We start from the raw sequence: 20,747 nt of genomic DNA, 5'->3' as shown, positions 1-20,747 counted from the left end.
ACCCCGACGGCCGGGGCGCCGTTCCAGACGCACCCCCACACCCCCACAGGAGCGCCCGTGCGCCTTCGCCCCCGCCGCCTCGCGGCACCCCTGCTCGCCCTCGCCCTGGCCGCCACCGGCCTCGGCGCCCTCGGCCTCGGCACGGCCGCCCCGGCCGCCGCCCTCGGCAACGGCAACGCCCTCACCCCGCCGATGGGCTGGAACTCCTGGAACTCGCTCGGCACCGAGGTCACCGAGGAGCAGGTCGTCCAGACCATCGACTTCATGGCCTCCAACGGGCTGGTGAGCGCCGGCTACACCACCGTCACCGTCGACGACGGCTGGTCGCTCGGCCACCGCGACGGCCAGAGCACCGACTTCGTCCGCACCCCCAGCGGCTCGATGCAGCTCTACGACGCCGCCGGCCACCCGGTCGCGGGCACCGACGGCACCGGCGACGACCCCACCTCCGGCCACCTGGTCCCGCGCCCGGACCACTTCCCCGCGCAGACCGTCGACGGCCGGACCGTCAACGGCATCCAGTACCTGGCCCAGTACGCCCACGCCAAGGGCATGAAGCTCGGCCTCTACGCCACCGACAGCTACGAGACCTGTCAGATGCACCCCGGCAGCCTGGGACACGAGTCCGTCGACGCGGCCGACTTCGTCTCCTGGGGCGTCGACTTCGTCAAGTACGACGACTGCCCGTACGGCCCGCCGATCACCGGCCCGGACGGCCACGACTACTCGACCCAGGGCGAGGGCAAGGAGCTCACCCGCTCCGTCTACGCCCGGGTGCAGACCTTCCAGCGGGCCCTGGACGCCGCCTCGGCGGCCCAGGGACGGCCCGAGGTCACCCTCAGCGTCTCCGCCCAGCCCGCCCACACCGGTGTGCCCTACCTCCTCGACCCGGCCGACCCGGCCCGCACCGACCCGGTCGTCCAGGCGGCCGGCACCGCGCCGTTCAGCGCGCCCGGCTACGCCCCGACCGGAGTGTGGTGCGGGCAGGTGGCCAACCTGTGCCGGATCGGCGGGGACCGCGACAGCGAACTCGACGGGGTGCTCTGGAACGGCCAGTTGCGGACGGCGCTGGAGTACCCGGGCAACGTGCGCCCGGGCAGCTGGAACGACCTCGACATGATGTTCACCGGCTGGAACGACGTCTACGGGCTCTACGGCAGCACCGACACCTGCCCCTGCCACAAGCCGTTCACCGACGACGAGTCGCGCACCGAGACCTCGGTGCTGGCGATGCTCGCCGCCCCGCTGATCTCCGGCGCCGACCTGCGGACCGCCGCCCAGTCCCGGCACAGCGCGGACGGCGCCACCTGGTCCACCGGGATCGGCGCGTCCAGCCTGGCGGTGCTCAGGAACGCGGACGTGATCCGGATCGACCAGGACGCGCTGGCCAGGCCCGCCACCCTGGTCGGGGCCGCACCCGCGAGCGGCACGGCGCCGGTGGTGCTCGAACGGCCGCTGGCGAACGGGGACACCGCCGTGCTGCTGGTCAACCAGGACCCGGCCACCCCTCGGCCCATCGGCGCCGGGCTCGGCGCACTCGGGCTGACCGGCGGGTTCACGTACCAGGAGCTGTGGACCGGCGCGACCGGCACGATCGCCGCCGGGGGCACGGTCGGCGGCGGCACGGTGGCCCCGCACGGGGTGGCGCTGTACCGCCTCACCCCGCGGACCGGCACCGCCCCGGCGGTGGTGGGCGACGGGAAGTACCACGCACTGGGTGCGGGCGGCACCGGCGGCCCGGTGCTGGAGGTCTCCGGCACCTGCAGCGCGCCACTGGGCTCGGTGGCCGACGTCAACACCTGGTGGCCCACCCACACCTCGGAGCAGTGGACCTTCACCGCCAACCCGGACGGCACCGTGCGGATCAGCGACGACTGCGACACCGCCACCCACGTCCACACCGTGCTGGCGGCCGGGACGTCGGCGGGCAACAGCGCCTACCTGCTGGACTACGCGCCGGGCAACCCCTGGCAGGAGTGGCGGGTCGACCGGAACGCGGCGACCGGCGCGCTGAGCATCACCAACGTCGCCACCGGCCTCGCCCTCGACGCCGGTGGCGGGGCGGCGGGTTCGACGGTGACCACCGAGGCGGTGGACGGCGCCGCGGCCGGACAGGGCTGGACGGTCGCCTCCTGAGCGGACGGTGTGCGGCCCGGGCGCTCCGGGCCGCACACCGTCGGACCCGGTAGCGCCCCGGACCTGCCGGTGCCTCAGACCTGGTAGCGGTTCGGCGCGAACAGGTGGAGGTGCTCGGCGACCCAGTCGGAGGTCCGGCGCAGTCCCTCGTCCAGCCCCACCAGCGGTTCCCAGCCGGTGAGTGCGCGGGCCTTGCGGTTGTCCGAGAGCAGCCGCTCGACCTCGCTGCCGCCCGGGCGCAGCCGGCCCGGGTCGACGACGACCTCGGCGTCCCGGCCGGAGGCGGTGATCAGGGCCTTGGCGAGGTCGCCGATGGACACCTCGGTGCCGGTGCCGAGGTTGACCACCTCGCCGAGCGCCCGGTCGGCCCGGGCCACCGCGAGGAACCCCTCGGCGGTGTCCGTGGCGTAGGTGAAGTCGCGCGTCGGGGTGGTCGAGCCGAGCCTGACCTCCCGGGCGCCGGAGTGCAGTTGGGCGAGGATGGTGGGGATCACGGCGCGGGCCGACTGGCGCGGGCCGTAGGTGTTGAAGGGGCGGACCACGGCGACCGGCAGCCCGAAGGCGTGCCGGTAGGACAGCGCCATCATGTCCGCGCCGATCTTCGAGGCGGAGTACGGGGACTGCGGCTGCAGCGGGTGCCGTTCGTCGATCGGCGCGGTGATCGCCGTCCCGTACACCTCGCTGGTGGAGGTGTGCACCAGCCGGGCGCCGTGCCGCAGGCAGGCGGCGGCGACGTTCTGGGTGCCGACCACGTTGGTCTGCACGTACGCCTCGGGGGCCTGGTAGCTGTACGGGATGCCGATCAGCGCGGCCAGGTGGAAGACGGTGTCGCAGCCGGCCACCGCGTCCAGCACCCGGTGGGCGTCCCGGACGTCGCCCGCGAGCAGCCGCACCGGGCCGTCGGGGTCGTCCAGGTAGCGGGCCAGGTAGCCGCGTTCGGCGTACGGCTTGTAGTGCACCAGGGCCCGGACCTCGGCGCCGCGGGCGACCAGCAGGTCGACCAGGGTGCTGCCGATGAAGCCCTCGGCGCCGGTGACCAGGACGGTCCGGCCGGTCCAGTCCTGCTGGGTGTTGTGCTCGGTCATGGCTGTGCTCCAGGTGTGCGTCGGGGTTCGGTGCGTTCGTCGGGGTTCGGTCAGGGGAGGGTGGGCGCGGGGGTGCGGCCGATCACCCGCAGCACCTTCGCGGCGAGCAGGTCGGCGGCGCGCGCGTGGTCGCCCGGGTCGGCGGCCCGGGCCATCGCCGCGAGCCGGGCCGGGTCGGCGAGCAGCGGCTCGGCCAGCTCGGCCAGCCGCTCGCCGGTGCACTCCTCGTCCGCCAGCAGCAGGCCCGCGCCGGCGTCGGAGAGGACCCGCGCGTTGTGGGTCTGGTGGTCGTGCGGCGCGTGCGGGTAGGGCACCAGGACGGCCGGCATCCGGACGCTGGACAGCTCGGCGACGGTCGCCGCACCGGCCCGGCAGACCATCAGGTCGGCGGCCGCGTAGGCCAGGTCCATCCGGTCCAGGTAGGCGACGGCGTGCGCGACCGGGTTGCCCGCGAGCGCGGCCCGCACCTGCGCCAGCGCGGCCGGGCCGGTCTTGACCAGCAGCCGCCGGTCCGTCCGGTGGCGCCAGCGCGCGGCCAGTTCGAGGGCGGCCGCGGTGAGCCGGGCGGCGCCCAGGCTGCCGCCGTTGAGGACCAGCAGCGCGGCGCCGTCCGGGACGCCGAAGTGCCGCCGCGCCTCGGCCCGCAGCGCCGCCCGGTCGAGCCGGGCCACCGCGCCGACCAGCGGCATCCCGACGGTCTGCACCGCCCGCCCGGCCGGCAGGTGCTCCCGGGTGCGGTCGAAGGCGAGCGCGACGTGCGGGGTGAGCCGGGCGGCGAAGCGGTTGGCCCGCCCGGGCACCGCGTTGGACTCGTGCACCACGCTGGGCAGCCCGGCCATCCGGGCGCCGACGATGACCGGCGCGCTCGGGTAGCCGCCCATCCCGACCGCCACCTGGGCGCCCTGGGCGCGCAGGATCTCCCGGCACTGCCGGCCGGAGCGCAGCAGCGCGGCCGGTAGCAGGTAGCGGCGGGGCCCGAGCGAGGCGTCGAAGGGGATCATGTCGACGGTGTGCAGCCGGTGGCCGGCCTGGGGGATCAGGGTGGTCTCCAGGCCGCGTTCGGTGCCGACGAAGGAGATCACCGCCCGGGGGTCGGCCCGGCGCAGCGCCTCGGCCAGCGCCAGGCCCGGGTAGATGTGCCCGCCGGTGCCGCCGGCGCCGATCACCACCGACAGCGGCGGCTGGTCGTGGAGGGGGCCGGGCGTCTCGTGTTCTGTCGTCGTCCGCATGCCGTCGACCCTGCCGAGGCCGTCTAAGAGACTTCTCAGAGCCGATTTGAGAGGGTTGTCCACATGGACAACGGGCAGAAGGTGCTGGTCGTCGACGACGACCCCGAGGTGCGGGCCGCCGTCGAGGACGGCCTGACGGTCGAGGGCTACCGGGTGCGGGGGGCCGCCGACGGCCTGGCGGCGCTGACCGAGGTGGGCGCCTGGCAGCCGGACGCGATGGTGCTCGACCTGATGATGCCCGTCCTGGACGGCCTGGCGGTCTGCCGCCGGCTGCGGGCGCTCGGGGACCGGATCCCGATCCTGGTGCTGACCGCCCGTGACTCGGTGAGCGAGCGGGTGGACGGCCTGGACGCGGGCGCGGACGACTACCTCGTCAAACCCTTCGCCCTGGACGAGTTGGCGGCCCGGCTGCGCGCCCTGCTGCGCCGCAGCGCCGCCGCCCCGGAGGAGGAGCCCGGCTACCGCTTCGCCGACCTGGAGGTCGACCCGGTGACCCGCACCGGCACCCGGGCCGGCCGGCCGGTGGAGTTCTCCCGCACCGAGTTCGCCCTGCTGGAGGTGCTGCTGCGCCACCCCGGCCAGGTGCTGCCGCGCGAGATGATCATGGAACGGGTGTGGGGAGCCGACTTCGGCCCCGACTCCAACTCCCTCGCGGTGTACGTCGGTTACCTGCGCCGCAAGCTGGAGGCCGGCGGCGAGCCGCGGCTGGTGCAGACCGTGCACGGGGTCGGCTACCGGCTGGACCGGGCGTGAGGGAGCACGCCCGCTGGCGGCGCCGGCGCCCGCTGCGCACCCGGCTCGCGCTGGCCTGCACGGCGGCCGTCGCGGTGGTCGCGCTCGGGATCAGCGCGGCCGCGTTCAGCGTCGTCCGCTACGAACTCAACCACCAGCTCGACCAGCACCTCACCCAGCAGGCCACCCTGGTCCAGCAGCAGCACCGCGACCAGGGTCCCCAGGTGGTCTACGGCGAGTGCAACTACCTGGCCGCCCCGGCCTGCGCCCAGATCGTCGCCGCCGACCCGGCCAGGACGGCGAACGAGCCCTACCTGCTGCCGGTCACCGCGGCCACCCGCCAGGTCGCCGACCGGCAGCGGGCCGGCTACTTCACCGACCTCACCATCGGCGGCCACCCGGCCCGGATGCTCACCACCCCGATGACCGCGGCACCGCCCGGCGTCCGGCAGGCCGTCCAGGTCGCGCTGCGCGCCGACAGCGTCCAGGAGGGGGTGCGGCAGGCCGGGCTGATGATGGGCGCCGTCGCCGCGGCCGGGGTGCTGCTGGCCGCACTGCTCGGCCTGGCCGTCGCCCGCACCTCGCTCGCCCCGGTCGGCCGGCTGACCCGCACCGCCGAACGGATCGCCGCGACCCGGGACGCCGGACTGCGGATCGAACTGCCGCCCGGCCGCCGGGAGGACGAACTCACCCGGCTCGCCGCCAGCTTCAACACCATGCTGGGCGAACTGGAGCAGTCCGTCGCCGCGCAGCGCCGGCTGGTCGCCGACGCCTCGCACGAGCTGCGCACCCCGCTGACCGCGCTCCGCACCAACGCCGAACTGCTGTCCCGTGCCGACCGGCTGACGGACGGTCAGCGCGACCGGGCGGCGGCCGCGCTGCGCCGCCAGCTGCGCGAGGTGACCGGCCTGGTGAACGACCTGATCGAACTCGCCCGGGACGAGGAGCCCCAGCCGCTGCTCGAACAGGTCGCCCTCGGCCCGCTGGTCGGGCACTGCGTGGACACCGCGCGCGGCCACTGGCCGGCCGTCGCCTTCACCCTGGACGTCTCCGGGGCCGGGCGCCCGGTGGCCGGCGTGCCCGCCAGGCTCGCCCGGCTGGTCTCCAACCTGCTCGACAACGCGGCCAAGTTCAGCCCGCCCGGCGGCACCGTCGAGGTCCACCTCGCCGGCTCCCCGGACCGGCTGGAGCTGACCGTGCGCGACCACGGCCCCGGCATCGCCGCCGAGGACCTCCCGTACGTCTTCGACCGCTTCTACCGCGCCTCGGCCGCCCGGGCCCTGCCCGGCTCCGGCCTCGGCCTGGCGATGGCCCGGCAGATCGCCCAGGCGCACGGTGCCACCCTCGCCGCCGAGGCCGCCCCCGGTGGCGGCGCGCTGTTCCGGCTGCGCTTCCAACTGCCGCTCTGAGCACGGCCGGTCCGCTCCGAGCACGGCCGGTCCGCACACGGCCGAGGCCCCGCACCGGAGTGGTGCGGGGCCCCGGCCGTGCGCGGCGCGGCTCAGTCCTCGTGCAGCGCCCACCTGTCGCCGTCCACCCGCACCGATCCGGGCAGGGCGATCAGCTCGGGCTTGAACAGCGGCTGGGTGTCCATCGCCGGTTCCCAGGTCGCCAGCGACTCGTCCTGGGCGACCTCGATCCGGCGGTCCGCCGCGAGGTCGGTGACCACCTTCAGCAGCAGCCGCACCCCGAGCGGGGCCAGGTGGTCGCGCCACAGGCTCTGCGCGGTCGAGCCCGGGGGCACGAACAGGTGCTGCTGGGCAGCGATCGGGCCGCCGTCGGTGCGCTCGGTGAGGTGGTAGACGCTGCCGCCGGTCACCTTGTCGCCGTCGCGGATCGTCCAGCGGATCGCGTCCCGCCCCCGGTGCAGCGGCAGCAGGCTGGGGTGGTAGCCGATGGTGGCGACGGCGGCCCGGGCCCGGGTCTGCCGGCCGAGGAAGGCGTGCGAGTGCGCGGCGACGATGAGGTCCACCCCGTCCGGGACGTGCCGCGCGCGCAGTTCGGCCGAGTCGGTCCACGGGATGTCCCGGGGGTACGCCCAGGAGCGCAGCCGGTCCCAGCACATCGCGTCGGCCTCGTCCGACCGCCCCTTGCGCAGCCGGGGGGCGGCCGCGCCGACGATCTTGTGTCCGCTGTCCAGCAGGGCTTCCGCGACCTGCACCGCGAAGGCCCCTTGTCCCGATAGGTAGATGTTCATCCGTACTCCTGCGCTCACTGGTCGGGTCTCGGTCCGCGTCAGGTCGTCACTCGACCCCTTCCGGGGCCGGTCCGGCGGCCTCCCGGGCCAGTCCGGCGGCGTCGGGCTCGAACCGGGCCGGCAGGGTGGAGAACCCGGTCAGGAAGTTGGAGCGGATCGGCAGCGGCTCCTCGGTCAGCGCGAAGCCCGTGGTGAAGTCCCGCAGGGCCTCCAGCAGTTCGGCGATCTCCACCTTGGCCAGGTAGGAGCCGACGCAGAAGTGCGGGCCGTAGCCGAAGGCCAGGTGCTTGTTGGGGGTGCGGCCGAGGTCGAACTCCCCGGGCCGCTCGAAGACCCGCTCGTCCCGGTTGCCGGAGGCGTGCCACAGGGTGACGATCTCGCCCGGACGCAGCCGGACCCCGTGCAGTTCGGTCTCCCGGACGACGCTGCGCCCGAAGTGCATGGTGGGGGAGGCCCAGCGCAGCACCTCGTCCACCGCCGTCCCGACGGCGACCTCGCCCCGCCGCAGCCGCTGCCACTGCTCGGGCCGGGCGGCCAGGGTGCGGACGCAGTCGATCATCGTCAGCCGGCTGGTCTCGTCGCCGCCGATGATCAGGCTGTAGCAGTTGAGCACCACGTCCTCGTCGGTCAGCGGCACCCCGTCGATGGAGCTGGCGATCAGCATGCTGATCACGTCCTCGCCCGGCGCCTCCCGGCGCTCGTCGACGAGGTCGGCGAAGTACATCAGGATCTCGTTGCGGGCCATCTCGGAGTCGACCTCGTCGACGTCCTCGCCGTCCGCCGACAGCGCGGCCTTGGTGAGGCTGAGCAGGTAGTCCTGGTCCTCCCCGGGCACCCCGAGCAGGTTGGCGACGGTGGTCATCGGGATCCGGGCGGCGATCCGCTCCGCGAAGTCGCAGCCGCCGGACTCGACGGCCTCGCGGATCCACTGCCGGGTGTTGACCCGGACGGTCCGCGCGACCCGGTCGAGCACCCGGGGCGACAGGACCCGCTGGAGGATCTTGCGCAGCTCGTGGTGGCGGTGCCCGTCGGTGACCGCCAGCATCCGGCCGGCCCCGGCGTCGCCGCCCTCCAGCAGGGTGACCAGTACGTTGCCGCGCTCGGAGGTGAAGTGCTGGTCGTCCCGGTAGACGGCCATGATGTCCTCGTGCCGGGAGAGCACCCAGAAGCCGCGCCGGCCGTCGACCGGGGGGTTCCAGTGCAGCGGCGCGGTGTCCCGCAGGGTGCGCCAGAAGCCGTCGAGGTCGAGGTCGGGGTCGGCGAAGGTGGCCGGGTCGCCGAGGTCCACAGCGGCCGACACCGGGGCCGGCGGGTGCCCGGTCACCAGTCGGTGCGCCAGAAGCGGCGCGGCTGGAACGGGTAGGTGGGCAGCGGCACCCGGTGGCTGGACTCGCCGCGGTGCAGCGCGTCGAAGTCCACCTGCTCGCCGGTCGCCCAGGCGGCGGCGAGTGCGGACAGCGCCCCGGCGTCCCGGCCGGCCGGGACGATCCCCTGGTCGGTCCGGGTGAAGGCGCCGGCGTCGACGGCCGGCGCGGAGGCGGTGCTGACGGCCGGGCCGCCGCCCTCCCCGGCCAGCGCCGCGATCAGCTCCGCGCGGCTGCGCACCACGGCCGCCCAGCGGCGGGGCAGCACCTTGCGGCCCAGGTTCAGGCTGAAGCAGACGTCGTCCAGCCGCAGGTCCGGGTCGTGCTCCAGGCGCTCCCGGAGCCGGGCGCGCTGGCGGGCCAGGGCGTCGTCGTCCAGCGCGGACAGGGTCGCCAGCCGGGGCCGGCCGTCCTCCTCGGGGGCGCGCCGGGCGGTGCCGGGCGCCTCCTCCAGCACCAGGTGGGCGTTGTAGCCGCCGCCGCCGATCGAGGTGATGCCGGCCCGGCGGATGCCCGACTCGGGCTCCCAGTCGGCGCCTTCGAGCTGCGGCACGAAGGGGGTGGCGGGGAAGTCGAGGTCCGGGTTGACCTCGGTGAGGTTGATGGTCGCCGGGAGCTTGCGGTGGTGCAGCGCCAGCGCGGCCTTGACCGCCCCGAAGCCGCCGGAGACCACGCCGCCGTGGCCGACGTTGCCCTTGACCCCGCCGATCGAGGTGGTGGCGGTCTGCTTGCCGAACGCCATGCTCGCGGCGTGCACCTCGAGTTCGTCGGTCACCGGCAGGCCGAGCCCGTTGGCCTCGTACATGCCCACCGTGTCGGGGGTGACCCCGCCGACCTCCATGGCGGCGGCGATGCAGGCGCTCAGCCGCTCGGGCTGGGCCAGGCCGTACGCCATCGCGCTGACCCCGTTGTTGTTCACGGCCGAGCCCTTGACCACGGCGTAGATGTGGTCGCGGTCGGCCACGGCGTGGTTCAGCGGCTTCAGCAGCAGCGTGACCACGCCGCTGGACAGCGCGCTGCCGGTGCCGTGGGCGTCGAACGGGCGGCAGTGGCCGTCCTTCGACAGCACCCGGTTCTCCTCCCACAGGTGGCCGCGCGGGTGCGGCAGGCGCACCATCGCGCCGCCCGCGATCGCCAGGTCGGTCTGGCCGAGCAGCAGCGACTGGCAGGCCAGGTGCACCGCGTAGTGGAAGCCCGCGCAGACCGCGGCGAGGGTGACGGCCTCGCCGGTGAGCCCCATGTAGTACAGCGCGTTGGAGGTCATGGTGTCCGGCGACCAGGCCAGGCTGGCCTCGATCGCCTCCGGGCCGACCGACACCCGGTCCGGCGGGGAGCTGTAGAGCGCGGCGGTCTGCGGGTTGTTGGCGCCGTACATGCCGACCTCGGCGTCGAGCCGGTCCGGGTCGTAGCCGCCGTCCTCCAGCGCCTCCCAGGCGCTCTCCAGGTACAGCCGGTTCTCCGGGGTCATCGCGGCGGCCATCCGGTCGCTGATGCCGAAGACCGAGGGGTCGAATCTGTCGTAGGTGTCGAGCACCCCGCAGGCCCGGACGTAGAACGGGCTGTGGATCAGGGTCTCGTCGACGTGGATGTCGTCCTTGGCCAGGAAGCTGATGGACTCCCGGCCGTGCACCAGGTTGTCCCAGAACTCTTCCTTGGTCCGGGCGCCGGGGGCCCGCAGCGACATGCCGATGACGGCCACGTCGCCCGGGTCGTAGTCCTGCTCGGGGGCGTCGGTCATGTGAGGGCTCCTGCTTCGAATCGGTGAGGGATGGCTCAACTGGCGCCGGCGGTCCGGTCGTCGGCGCCGCGGCCGCGCAGCACGGCGCGGCGGGCGCCGGCCCGTCGACGGGCGGACCGGACCACCTCGGGGGCCTCCCCGCTGTCGTCGTCGAGCCACCGGGCGAGCGAGGCGATGTCGCGGAAGCTGAAGAGGTCGGGCACCCGGACCCGCCGGTCGAAGCGCCGGGTCATCAGCCGGGCCAGCCGGATCAGCAGCAGCGAGTCGCCGCCGAGGTCGTAGAACGCCGCCTGCACGTCGATCCCGGACGGTTCGAGCTCCAGCAGCTGGCCCCAGATCTCGGCCAGGGCGATCTCGGTGGGCGTGCCGGGGGCGGTCCGCGGCCCGCCGGGGCCGGCGGCCGGCGGCTCGGGCAGCGCGTTGCGGTCCAGCTTGCCGCCCGGCCCGAGCGGGAGGGCGGGCAGCGCCACCAGGGTCGCGGGCACCATGTAGTCGGGCAGGTCGACGGCGAGCCGGGCGGTGACGGCGCCCTGCAGCGCGGCGTCCAGCCGGGGGCCGTCCAGGGCCGGCCCGTGGGCGGGCACCACGTAGCCGACCAGCCGGTTGCCCCGGACGGCGGCGGCGGCCTCCCGGACCTCGGGGCAGCCGGTCAGCCGGGCCTCGACCTCCTCCAGCTCGATCCGGTAGCCGCGCAGCTTGACCTGGTGGTCGGTGCGGCCGAGGAAGCGCAGTTCGCCGTTCGCGGTGAACTCGGCCAGGTCGCCGGTGCGGTAGAGCCGCTCGTCGTCGCGGAACGGGTCCGGCACGAAGCGCTCGGCGGTGATGTCCGGCCGGTTGACGTAGCCGTGGGCGAGGCCCGCCCCGCCGAGGTAGAGCTCGCCGGAGCGGCCGGCCGGGACCGGCTCCAGCCGGTCGTCGAGCAGGTGGACCCTGGCACCCTCGGTCGGCGGGCCGATGGTCGGCTCGTCGGTGGCGTCCTCGGGGACCAGCCCGAAGGAGCAGAAGACGGTGCCCTCGGTGGGGCCGTAGGCGTTGAACACCCGGGTGGCGCCGGTCTCCCGGTACGTCCGGTCGACCAGCTTGCGGCGCAGCGCCTCGCCGCCGAACACCACGGAGCGCACGTTGGGCGGCAGCGCCCCGGCGTCCAGCAGGCTGTTCATCACGGACGGGACGACGTTCAGGTGGGTGATCCGGTCGGCGTGCCGGCTCTCCGGCAGGTGCGCGGCGCTCTCGACCAGGACCACGGCGCCGCCGCGGCACAGCGCGTTGAAGATCTCCATCACCGACATGTCGAAGCAGACCGAGCTGGCCGCCGACACCCCGCTCAGGTCGCAGCCCTCCAGCACCCGGTCCATCGCGGCGAGCATCGCCACGCAGCCGCTGTGCCGCACGGCCACGCCCTTGGGGCGGCCGGTGGAGCCCGAGGTGTAGATGACGTACGCGGTGTCCTCGGGCACCACGGCAGTCGGCCGGGCGCCGGGTTCGACGGTCACGCCGTCGCCCTCGCCGAGCACGACCACGGTCGGGCCGGGCGGGCAGCCGGCCCGGGAGGCGGGGGTGGTGAGCAGCAGCCGGGTGCCGCTGTCCTGGACCATGAAGGCCAGCCGGTCGGCGGGGTAGTTCGGGTCCAGCGGCAGGTAGCAGGAGCCGCTGCGCAGCGCGGCCAGCAGGCCGACCAGCAGCTCGGGGCCGCGCTCGACGCAGATCCCGACCGGGATGCCCGGCCCGGCCCCGGCGGCGGCCAGTTTCTCGGCCAACTCGGCCGAACGCCGGTCGAGTTCGCCATAGGTCAGGACGCCGGCCTCGGCGTAGACCGCGGTCGCGTCGGGGCTCTTGGCGGCCAGCTCGACGAACGCGGAGTGCAGGGTCCCGGTCACCGGTCGGTCCCCTCGGGCAGGCCGGCCGGCGCGATGGCGCCGAGCGGCTGGTCCGGGCGGGCGATCGAGTCGAAGAGCACGCTGCGGTACAGCGCGAGCAGGGCGGTCACGGTGTGCCTTTCCAGGTAGCTCGGTTTGAACTGGACGTGTCCGGCCACCTCGCCGTCGATGTCGGCCATCGAGATCTCGAGGTCGAACTTGGCGAGGTGCCTGCGCACTTGGAGCGGTTCGAGGGGCAGTGCGCCGTCCGGGGAGATGGTGTCGCCGACGCCGTGGAAGAGCTTGACGGAGCGGGGGAAGGCGTCCGAGGACAGCCAGTTCACCACCACGTCGAACCACGGGGATCGGCCCTCGGCGCGCGGCGGCTTCAGCTGCGACGCGAGCAGGTCGAGGGGGTAGTTCATGTGCTCCAGCAGCCCGAGCGAGAAGGCGTGGACCTCGCGCAGCAGGTCGCGGAAGCTGCGGTCGGCGGCCGGTTCGGCCCGGACCAGCACGGTGTTGAGGTAGTAGCCGATGGCGGACTCCCAGCCGGGCTCCGCGCGTTGGGCGATCGCGGTGGCCAGGACGGCGTCCTCGGTGCCGACCGCGCGGTTGAGCGTGGCGAAGAACCCGGCGAGCACGACGGTGCTGATCGACACGCCCTCGCGGACCGCGAACTCCCTTAGCAGCTCGGTCTCCTCGGCGCTCCAGCGGAACGCGAGGTCGCGGCCCTCGTAGGTGACGCCCGGCGGCCGCTCCTTGCTGGAGAGGTCCAGGTGGGCGGGCGGGTCGGCCAGCTTCCCGGACCACCAGTCCAGCGCGGCCCCGGCGGCCGGCCCGGCCAGCCACTGCCGCTCCCAGGCCACGAACTCGGTGTACGGGGCGACCGGCGCGCTGTCGGCCGGGTCCCCGTCCTGGTAGAAGGCCTGGAGCTCGCGGATCATCACGTCGGCCGAGGCCGCGTCCGAGGCGATGTGGTGGACCAGCACCAGCAGGTAGTGGTCGGCCGGGCCGCGGGTCATCAGGACCACCCGTACCAGCGGACCGTTGTCGAGGTCGAGCGGCCGGTGGCCGTGCCCGGCGAGTTCCTCGCGGGCCTGTTCGTCGTCCAGCCCGGAGCTGTCCACCACCAGGAACTCGTAGACCGGTTCGTCCAGGATGACCTGGTACGGCCGCCCGCCCGCCTCCACGAACAGGGTGCGCAGCGCCGGGTGACGGGTCAGCACGGCCCGGACGGCCCGCTCCAGGGCCTTCTCGTCGACGGCGGCCCGGATCCGGGCGGTCACCATGAAGTTGTACGGCACGGCGTCGGGCGAGACCATCTGCATGAACCAGAGCGAGGCCTGGCCGTGCGAGGCGGGGGCCAGTTCCAGCCCGAGGCCGTCGGCCCGGAGCTGCTCGGCCGCCGGGGCGTCGGTGGCCTCCAGCAGGCCGCGGGCGTCGAGTTCGTCGAGCAGTTCCTCGGCGTCCAGCTCGGACAGCTCGTCGAGGAAGGCCGGTGCCGGGGTCGGTGCGGGCGCGGGTGCGGGAACGGACGCGGGTGCCGGGGCCGGTCCGGCCGCTACGGCCGGTGCGCCGCTCGTGAGTTCGACGAAGTGGCCGACCACCTCGGCGATCGGCCGGCCGTCCAGGAACACCACCGGCGAGACCCGGTGCCCGAGCAGTGCCTGCATCCGGTTGACCAGCCGGATCCCCACCATCGAGTCCAGACCGAAGTCGCGCAGACAGGCGTCGGTGTCGAAGCCGCTGACCGGCACGCCCAGGGCGTCGGCGAGTTCCGCGAGGACGATCTCGGCCACCGGCCGGCGCTCCGCCGCCGGCTGCTCCCCGGCGTCCGGCACGGCCGGCAGCACGGCCGCCGCGGCGGGTGCCGTGACGGGGGCCGTGCCGGCCGCTGCGACGGCCAGGGGAGCGGCAGCGGCCGGGCGGGGCTCGGTGTCGATCCAGTAGCGCTCCTTCTGCCACTGCACCAGCGGGGTCTCGACCAGCTCGACATCGTCGTCGAACAGCCCGTCGAAGGTCAGCGGCAGGCCCCGGACGTACAGCGAGGCGGCGGCGCCCAGCAGGCAGCGCAGGTCGCTCTCCTCCCGCCGCAGCGAGTTGACCGCGTGCACCTGCCGGCCGCGGCTCAGGGCGATCTCCTCGACCGCGCCGCGCAGCGTCTCGTGCGGGCCGATCTCGATGAAGGTGGTCACGCCCCGGTCGACCAGCGCGCCGACGGTCTCGGCGAACCGGACCTGGTTGCGCAGGTTGTGCGCCCAGTACTCGACGTCGGTGACCGGGTTGACGGTGTCGGCCAGGGCGGTGGAGTGGAAGTCGATGCCGGGCGTCAGCGGGGTGATGCCCGCGATGCCCTCGCGCAGCGGCGGGAGCAGCGGGTCCATGCCCGGGCTGTGCACCGGCCGTTCGACCCGGATCCGGCGGACCGAGATGCCGTCCCGGGTCAGCTCGGCCTCCAGCGCGGCGACGGCCTCGGGCGAGCCGGAGACGGCCGCGCTGGTGGGGCTGTTGACCACGGCGACGGCCGCGTGCGCGGCGTACGGCGCGAGCCGGGGGAGCAGCTCCGCCTCCGGCAGGTCGACCGAGATCATCGCCCCCGGGGCGGCCTTGCGCTCCAGCAGGTGCGAGCGGGTGACGACGACCCGGGCGGCGTCCGTCAGCGACAGGCTGCCGGCCACGCAGGCGGCCGCGACCTCGCCCAGGCTGTGGCCGACCACGGCGGTCGGCTCGATGCCGAGCTCCAGCCAGACCTGGGCCAGCGAGACCTGGAGGGCGAACAGCACCGGCTGCTGGGCGTCCATCTCCCGGTAGCGGGCCTCCTCCTCCGGGGCGGCCAGCCGGTCGAGCACCGAGCCGCCGCCGGCCGCCCGGACGGCCGCGTCGCAGGCGTGCATCCAGTGCCGGAACCCGGCGTGCGAGCGCAGCAGTTCGCGGCCCATCCCGACCCACTGGGTGCCGCCGCCGGAGAACACCAGCGCCACCCGGGCGTCGACGTTGCCGGGGGCGGTGCCGGTGACCACCTCGGGGTGCGGCCGGCCGGCGGCGACCCGGGCGAGCCCGTCCAGGACGTCCTGCCGGTTGCGGGCGAACAGCGCGACCCGGTGGCCCTGGTGGGTGCGCCGGGCGGCCAGGGTGTAGGCGAGGTCGGAGACCCGCAGGCCCGGGTCGCGCTCCACGTGGTTGGACAGCTCGCGGCAGGTGTCGGCGAGCGCGCCCGCCGTCCGGGCGCTGACCGGGACGAGCTGCAGCCGCTCGTCGCCGGCGGGGTCGGCGGGGCCCGGGGTGGCGTGGCGGCCGCGGTCGCCGGCCAGGAACGGGTGGGCGGGGACGGGCAGTCCGGCGGCGTACAGCGCGCCGAGCGAGCCCAGCAGGGTCGAGGCCTCGTCGGCGCCGCGCCGGAGCGAGGGCAGGGTGGCGGCGGGCAGCAGCTCGGACACCGACTTGAGCAGCAGCGGGTGCGGGCTGAGCTCGACCACCGCGTCGATGTCGTGGTCGCGCAGCCCGGTCAGGGCGTCGACCATCCGGATCTCCCGGCGGAGGTTCTCCGCCCAGTAGTCGGGCCCGAGTTCGGCGCCGTCGACGGCCTCGCCGGTGACCGAGGAGATCATCGGGATGCGGGCGCTCCGGGGCCGGATGCCGTCGAGTTCGACCTTCAGCGGGGCGAGCACGTGGTCGACCAGCGGGGAGTGCGGGGCGTGGCCCATCCGCACCCGGTGGCTGGTGACGCCCGCGTCGGTCAGCCGCCGGACCAGGTCGTCGATCTCCTCGGGCGTGCCGGTGACGAGGGTGGAGCCCGGGCCGTTGCGGCCGGAGAGGGTGAGCCCGCCGGTGAGGTACGGCTCGACCTCCTCGGCGGGGGTCATCACCGCGATGCCCTCGCCCCGGCCGACGGCCAGCAGTTGGAGCAGCCGGCCGTGCTGGGCGGCCAGGCGGGAGGCGTCCGCGAAGTCGAGCGCGCCGGCCACGTGGGCGGCGGCGAACTCGCCGACGCTCTGCCCGACCACGACGTCCGGTTCGACGCCGAGCGAGCGCCAGGCCTCGGCCAGCGCGACCTGGAGCGAGAACAGCAGCGGCTGGAAGACGTCCATGTCGTCGAGCCGCCCGTCGGGTGCCAGCAACTCGTCGACCAGGGAGAAGCCCAGCAGTTCCTTCATCCGCCGGTCGGACCGCATCATGGAGCGGCGGAACACCGGCAGCCCGGCGAGCAGTTGCCGGCCCATGCCGACCCACTGCGAGCCGTTGCCGGAGAACAGGAAGGCCACCCGAGGCGGTCGGCCGGTCGCCTCCCCGACGCTCAGCCCCGGTGCCGTCGTGCCGGTGCCGAAGGCGTCCAGCTGGGAGCGGAGTTCGGTCATCGACTGGGCGGCGGCGGCGAGCCGGAAGGCGCCCTCGCCGGGCGTCCGGGCGCACAGTTCGCGCAGGTCGGTCCCGTCCCGCAGGGCCCGGGCGCGCTCGGCCAGTTCCTCCGGGGAGTCCGCGGCCAGCAGCAGCAGCGAGGCCTCCGGGCGCGGCAGTTCCTCGACCGCGACGTGGCAGATCGCGCCGCCGAAGCCGAAGGAGCTGACGCCGCCGCGGCGGGCGTCGGAGCGCCGCGGCCAGGGCGTCAGCCGGTCCTGGACGGTCAGCCCGTACTCGTCGAACAGGATCTGCGGGTTCGGCGCGCTGTAGTGCAGGCTCGGTGGCAGGACGCCGTTGCGCACCGACAGCGCGAGCTTGACCAGGCCGACGATGCCGGCGGCCGCCTCCAGGTGGCCGACGTTGGACTTGACCGAGCCGAGTCGCAGCGGTTCGGTGCGGTCGCCGCCCAGCACGGCGCCGATGGCGTTGGCCTCGATCGGGTCGCCGAGCGGGGTCGCGGAGCCGTGGCACTCGATGTAGTCCACCAGGTGCGGCGCGATGCCGGCCCGTCGGTACGCGGTGCGCAGCATCTTCTCCTGCGCCTGGGGGTTGGGCGCGGTCATGCCGTTGCTCAGGCCGTCGTTGTTCGAGGAGCTGCCCTTGATGACGCAGTACACCGGCAGGTCGCGGGCCAGGGCGGTGCTCAGCGGGGCGAGTACCACGACGCCGGCGCCCTCGCCGCGGACGTAGCCGTCGGCGCGGGCGTCGAAGGACTTGCAGCGGCCGTCCGGGGCGAGCGCGCCCATCTGGTCCATGGCGGTGTAGTAGTCGGAGACGAAGCTGAGGTTGACCCCGCCGGCCAGCACCAGGTCGCTCTCGCCCAGCCAGAGGGACTGGCAGCCCACGTGCACCGAGACCAGGGAGCCGGCGCAGGCGGCGTCGATGGCCATGCTCGGGCCCTGGAGGCCGAGGATGTAGGAGACCCGGTTGGCGATGATGCCGTCGTGCATGCCGGTCGCGGTGTGCGGGGTGATCTGGCTGTCCGGGCCGCGGTAGTGGGCGAGGGCGGCGTAGTCGCCCCAGCAGGAGGCCATGAACACGCCGGTGTCGCTGCCGAGGAGGCTGTGCGGGGCGATGCCCGCGTCCTCCAGCGCCTCCCAGGACAGCTCCAGGATCAGCCGTTGCTGCGGGTCCATCTGGACGGCCTCGCGGGGCGAGATGCCGAAGAACAGCGGGTCGAAGCGGTCGATGCCGTCGATGAAGCCGCCCCAGCGGACCGCGTCGTTCATCAGCGCCCGGCGGTCGGCGGGCACCGGTCCGACGGCGTCGCGGCCCTCGGTCAACAGCCGCCAGAACGAGGACGGGTCGGGCCCGCCGGGGAAGCGGCAGCCGATCCCGACGACGGCGATCGGTTCGCGGGCGGCGGTGCGGCGCTCGGCGGCCGGTTCGGGGTCGACGGTGCGCGGGCCCTCGACGAGGGCCCGGGCCAGTTCGTCCACGGTCGGGTACTGCCAGATCCAGGTGGCCGGGACGGGCCGGCCGGTGAATTCGGCCAGCGCGGCCGCGAGGGCCACCGCCTTGGCGGAGTCCAGTCCGTACCGGTGCAGCGGGGCCCGGCGGTCCAGTGTGCCCGTGGGCACGGCCAGCAGCTCGGCAGCGCGGGAAATCAGGAAGTCCGTGACGGCGGACCGGTCTGGCACTGCGCGTTCCTGGGGCATGGCGACTCCCTCGGCTGGCCGGGTGGAATAGGAGCGGTCGGGGGTGGGGCGGGCGTCTGCGGAAAAGCCGTTATTCGTCGGGGACGGAATGGGGGCGCGCCCCGGGCCGCAGGCGGCCGGGCGGCCGGAATCCGTGACGCCGGTCTCCTCGACCGCCCGTGACGTGGCGTGCGGGAACGCAGGGACGCGGAGAACGCGGGGATGCGGAGAACGCGTGCGACGGGGAACGCAGGGATGCGGAGAACGCGGGCGACGGGGATGCGGATTAAATGGGGCCGGATTGCCAGGGGCTTACCCGACCGGCGCACCTCAGCGTGCCACCGTGTGAATGGTGAGACAAGCGGATCTCGAGCGCCGGTTGAGGCACTGGCGTGATCTGGTCTCGAATGTGACCGGTTCGGTCTCTTCAGGCGCGAAAATTGCCCATAATCTTTCGGAATCTTTCGGGTCACCCGACCGAAATCAGGCATCCACGGTCAAGCCGGGCCGACCGCCGGAACGGCCGGATCCGCCGCCCGCCGCCGCCCGCGGACTCCGTCGGCGCAGGTCAGCGCGGTTCCGCCGGAGCCGGACGCGGCCCCCGGGGGGCGAACGGAGGATAGCGTTCAGCAGGTTCACGCACAGGGTGCGGAATCAGCCGCCCACGAACCGGAGTTCGACGGCGATCGCCGGTCGGCACCGGTCGCCGGGACCGGTCCGGCCGCCACCCGCCGTCGGCGGCGCCGCTCAACGGACGTGCCCCCAGGGGCAGTCCGACCCTCGGCGGGGTGGACAGCGGTTGAGTGACCACTGCAATCTGATCAGCATGGCAGTTGAGACTATTGAGACGGCGTCAGTCCCGGCCGACCGCTCCTTAACCGGACCTCCCCGACACCCGCCGGTGTCCTCCCCCCGCGCCGCGCGCACCGGCCGCGACGTCGAGGGCGGGGCGGCATGACCGACACCACCGTGGGCGAGCTGCGCCGACCGGGGCTGGCCCTCGGCGTGCTGGCCGGGGCGCTGGCCCTGGACGTCAGCGGTCTCGGGGTGCTCAACGCCGCCCTGCCGTCCGTCGGCGAGCGCTTCGACCTGAGCGACACCACGCTGCAGTGGGTGATGACCGCCTACGCCGTGACCTTCGCCGGCTTCCTGCTGATCGGCGGCCGGCTCGCCGATGTGCTCGGCCGGCGACGGGTGTTCGAGGCCGGCACCGCCCTGTTCACGCTCTCCGCGCTGGTCGGCGCGGCGGCCCCGGACATCGGCGTGCTGCTGGGCGCGCGCGCCGTCCAGGGCATCGGCGCCGCGCTGTCCGGACCGGCCGCGCTCGCCCTGCTCACCCAGACCTTCCCGGCCGGCCCGGCCCGCAACCGGGCGTTCGGCGTCTACGCGGCCGTCGGCGCCGCCAGCTTCAGCGGCGGGGTGCTGCTGGGCGGGGTGCTGACCCAGTTCCTCGGCTGGCGTTCGGTGTTGTGGTTCTCCGTACTGCTCGGCGTCGCCGTGCTCGCGGTGACCCGGATCGGCCTGCCCGACGGCGCCGGGCACCGCGGCCGGCTCGACCTGCCCGGCGCGGTGTCCGGCACCCTCGGCCTGACCCTGCTCGTGGTCGGCGCCAGCAGCGACGGCGCCACCCGGTGGATCGTGCTGGTCGCCGCGGTCGTGCTGCTGGTGGCCTTCGTGCTGCGCGAGCGCTCCACCGCCGAACCGGTGCTCCCGCTCGGGCTGTTCCGGCTCGCCCCGGTGCGGGCCGCCAGTCTGGCCGCGTTCCTCCAGTACATGGCCTCGGTCGGGATGCTGTTCTTCGCCCCGCTGTACCTCCAGGGGATGCTGGACTACTCGCCGTTCGAGTCCGGCATCGCGCTGGTGCCGATGTCCGCCGCGGTCTTCCTGACCGCCAACTTCGCCACCGGCAAGCTGCTGGCCCGCTACTCCCCGCACACCCTGATGGCCGTCGGGCTGGTCCTGATCGGCGTCGGCACCGGCCTGTGGCTGGGCACCCCGCACGACGGGAACTACCTGCTGCAGGTGTTCCCCGGGCTGGTGCTCAGCGGCATCGGCCAGGGGCTGAACTTCCCCTCGATGACCTCCGCCGCCCTGGCCGGCGTCCAGCCGGAACAGCACGGCGTGGCCGGCGCGGTCAACGTGGTGACCCAGCAGATCGGCGCCAGTGTGGGCGTCGCGGTCATGGTCCTGGTCGCGGCGACCCGCGACGACCAACTGGCCGGCTACCACCTGGCCTACGTGGTCGCCGCGGTCGCCTGCCTGCTCGGTGGCGGCGAGTTCCGCCGTGGTGGGCGCCGGCGAAGGCGCCGGTCAGGCAGGCGAGCGAGTCGGAGTCGCCGCTGGAGTAGGCGGCCCGGCGGACGGCGGCCACCGGG

Annotated in this window: 10 protein-coding genes and 2 pseudogenes; 4 read left to right on the top strand and 8 right to left on the bottom strand. The window is 74.6% G+C overall.

Annotation, left to right across the window (positions count from 1 at the left end; genetic code table 11):
* Window positions 1-57 precede the first annotated feature (57 nt).
* Window positions 58-2,136 carry a glycoside hydrolase family 27 protein gene (locus AB0O91_RS28840; protein ID WP_363438949.1) on the top strand — a complete coding sequence of 693 codons (2,079 nt, stop codon included), beginning with the start codon at window positions 58-60 and terminating at the stop codon, window positions 2,134-2,136.
* A gap of 74 nt (window positions 2,137-2,210) precedes the next feature.
* Here the strand turns inward: AB0O91_RS28840 and AB0O91_RS28835 are convergent, their stop codons facing one another.
* Window positions 2,211-3,221: an SDR family NAD(P)-dependent oxidoreductase gene (locus AB0O91_RS28835; protein ID WP_363438946.1), complete on the bottom strand. Its 1,011-nt coding sequence runs from the start codon at window positions 3,219-3,221 to the stop codon at window positions 2,211-2,213.
* A gap of 50 nt (window positions 3,222-3,271) precedes the next feature.
* Entirely contained in the window at window positions 3,272-4,450 is a 1,179-nt protein-coding gene (locus tag AB0O91_RS28830) for a UDP-N-acetylglucosamine--N-acetylmuramyl-(pentapeptide) pyrophosphoryl-undecaprenol N-acetylglucosamine transferase (protein WP_363438943.1), read from the bottom strand.
* A 63-nt stretch (window positions 4,451-4,513) separates the two neighbouring features.
* Here AB0O91_RS28830 and AB0O91_RS28825 point away from each other — a divergent pair, with 63 nt between their 5' ends.
* Both AB0O91_RS28825 and AB0O91_RS28820 read left to right on the top strand, forming a co-directional pair.
* On the top strand, window positions 4,514-5,203 hold the full coding sequence (locus tag AB0O91_RS28825) for a response regulator transcription factor (protein WP_363438941.1): 690 nt from the start codon (window positions 4,514-4,516) through the stop codon (window positions 5,201-5,203).
* Complete coding sequence (locus AB0O91_RS28820) at window positions 5,200-6,591, top strand: HAMP domain-containing sensor histidine kinase (protein ID WP_363438938.1); 1,392 nt, start codon at window positions 5,200-5,202, stop codon at window positions 6,589-6,591. Before AB0O91_RS28825 ends, AB0O91_RS28820 begins: the two co-directional genes overlap by 4 nt.
* Before the next feature lie 92 nt (window positions 6,592-6,683).
* Here the strand turns inward: AB0O91_RS28820 and AB0O91_RS28815 are convergent, their stop codons facing one another.
* From AB0O91_RS28815 to AB0O91_RS28795, 5 genes are read right to left on the bottom strand one after another with little or no spacing between them, the layout of a single operon-like run.
* The gene (locus tag AB0O91_RS28815) at window positions 6,684-7,379 is read right to left on the bottom strand and encodes a formyltransferase family protein (RefSeq protein ID WP_363438936.1); all 696 of its coding nucleotides are present in this window, start codon (window positions 7,377-7,379) and stop codon (window positions 6,684-6,686) included.
* Window positions 7,380-7,425: 46 nt separating this feature from the next.
* Window positions 7,426-8,703, bottom strand: coding sequence for a cytochrome P450 (locus tag AB0O91_RS28810; RefSeq protein WP_363438933.1), 1,278 nt, complete (start codon window positions 8,701-8,703; stop codon window positions 7,426-7,428).
* Complete coding sequence (locus tag AB0O91_RS28805) at window positions 8,700-10,481, bottom strand: type I polyketide synthase (RefSeq protein WP_363438930.1); 1,782 nt, start codon at window positions 10,479-10,481, stop codon at window positions 8,700-8,702. The genes AB0O91_RS28810 and AB0O91_RS28805 overlap by 4 nt, the downstream gene beginning before the upstream one ends.
* Before the next feature lie 35 nt (window positions 10,482-10,516).
* Entirely contained in the window at window positions 10,517-12,358 is a 1,842-nt protein-coding gene (locus AB0O91_RS28800) for a non-ribosomal peptide synthetase (protein ID WP_363438927.1), read from the bottom strand.
* Complete coding sequence (locus tag AB0O91_RS28795) at window positions 12,355-18,375, bottom strand: acyltransferase domain-containing protein (protein WP_363438924.1); 6,021 nt, start codon at window positions 18,373-18,375, stop codon at window positions 12,355-12,357. Before AB0O91_RS28795 ends, AB0O91_RS28800 begins: the two co-directional genes overlap by 4 nt.
* Before the next feature lie 951 nt (window positions 18,376-19,326).
* On the opposite strand from AB0O91_RS28795, the pseudogene AB0O91_RS28790 reads away from it, so the two are divergent.
* Window positions 19,327-20,484, top strand: a pseudogene (locus AB0O91_RS28790) (MFS transporter); the annotation flags it as partial.
* Between the two features lie 169 nt (window positions 20,485-20,653).
* On the opposite strand, the pseudogene AB0O91_RS28785 reads toward AB0O91_RS28790, so the two are convergent.
* Window positions 20,654-20,747 (bottom strand): annotated as a pseudogene (locus AB0O91_RS28785) (ADP-ribosylglycohydrolase family protein); the annotation flags it as partial.

This window comes from Kitasatospora sp. NPDC089797 (assembly GCF_040684795.1).
Taxonomy (GTDB): domain Bacteria; phylum Actinomycetota; class Actinomycetes; order Streptomycetales; family Streptomycetaceae; genus Kitasatospora.
This window is presented reverse-complemented; position numbering and strand designations above follow the sequence as displayed.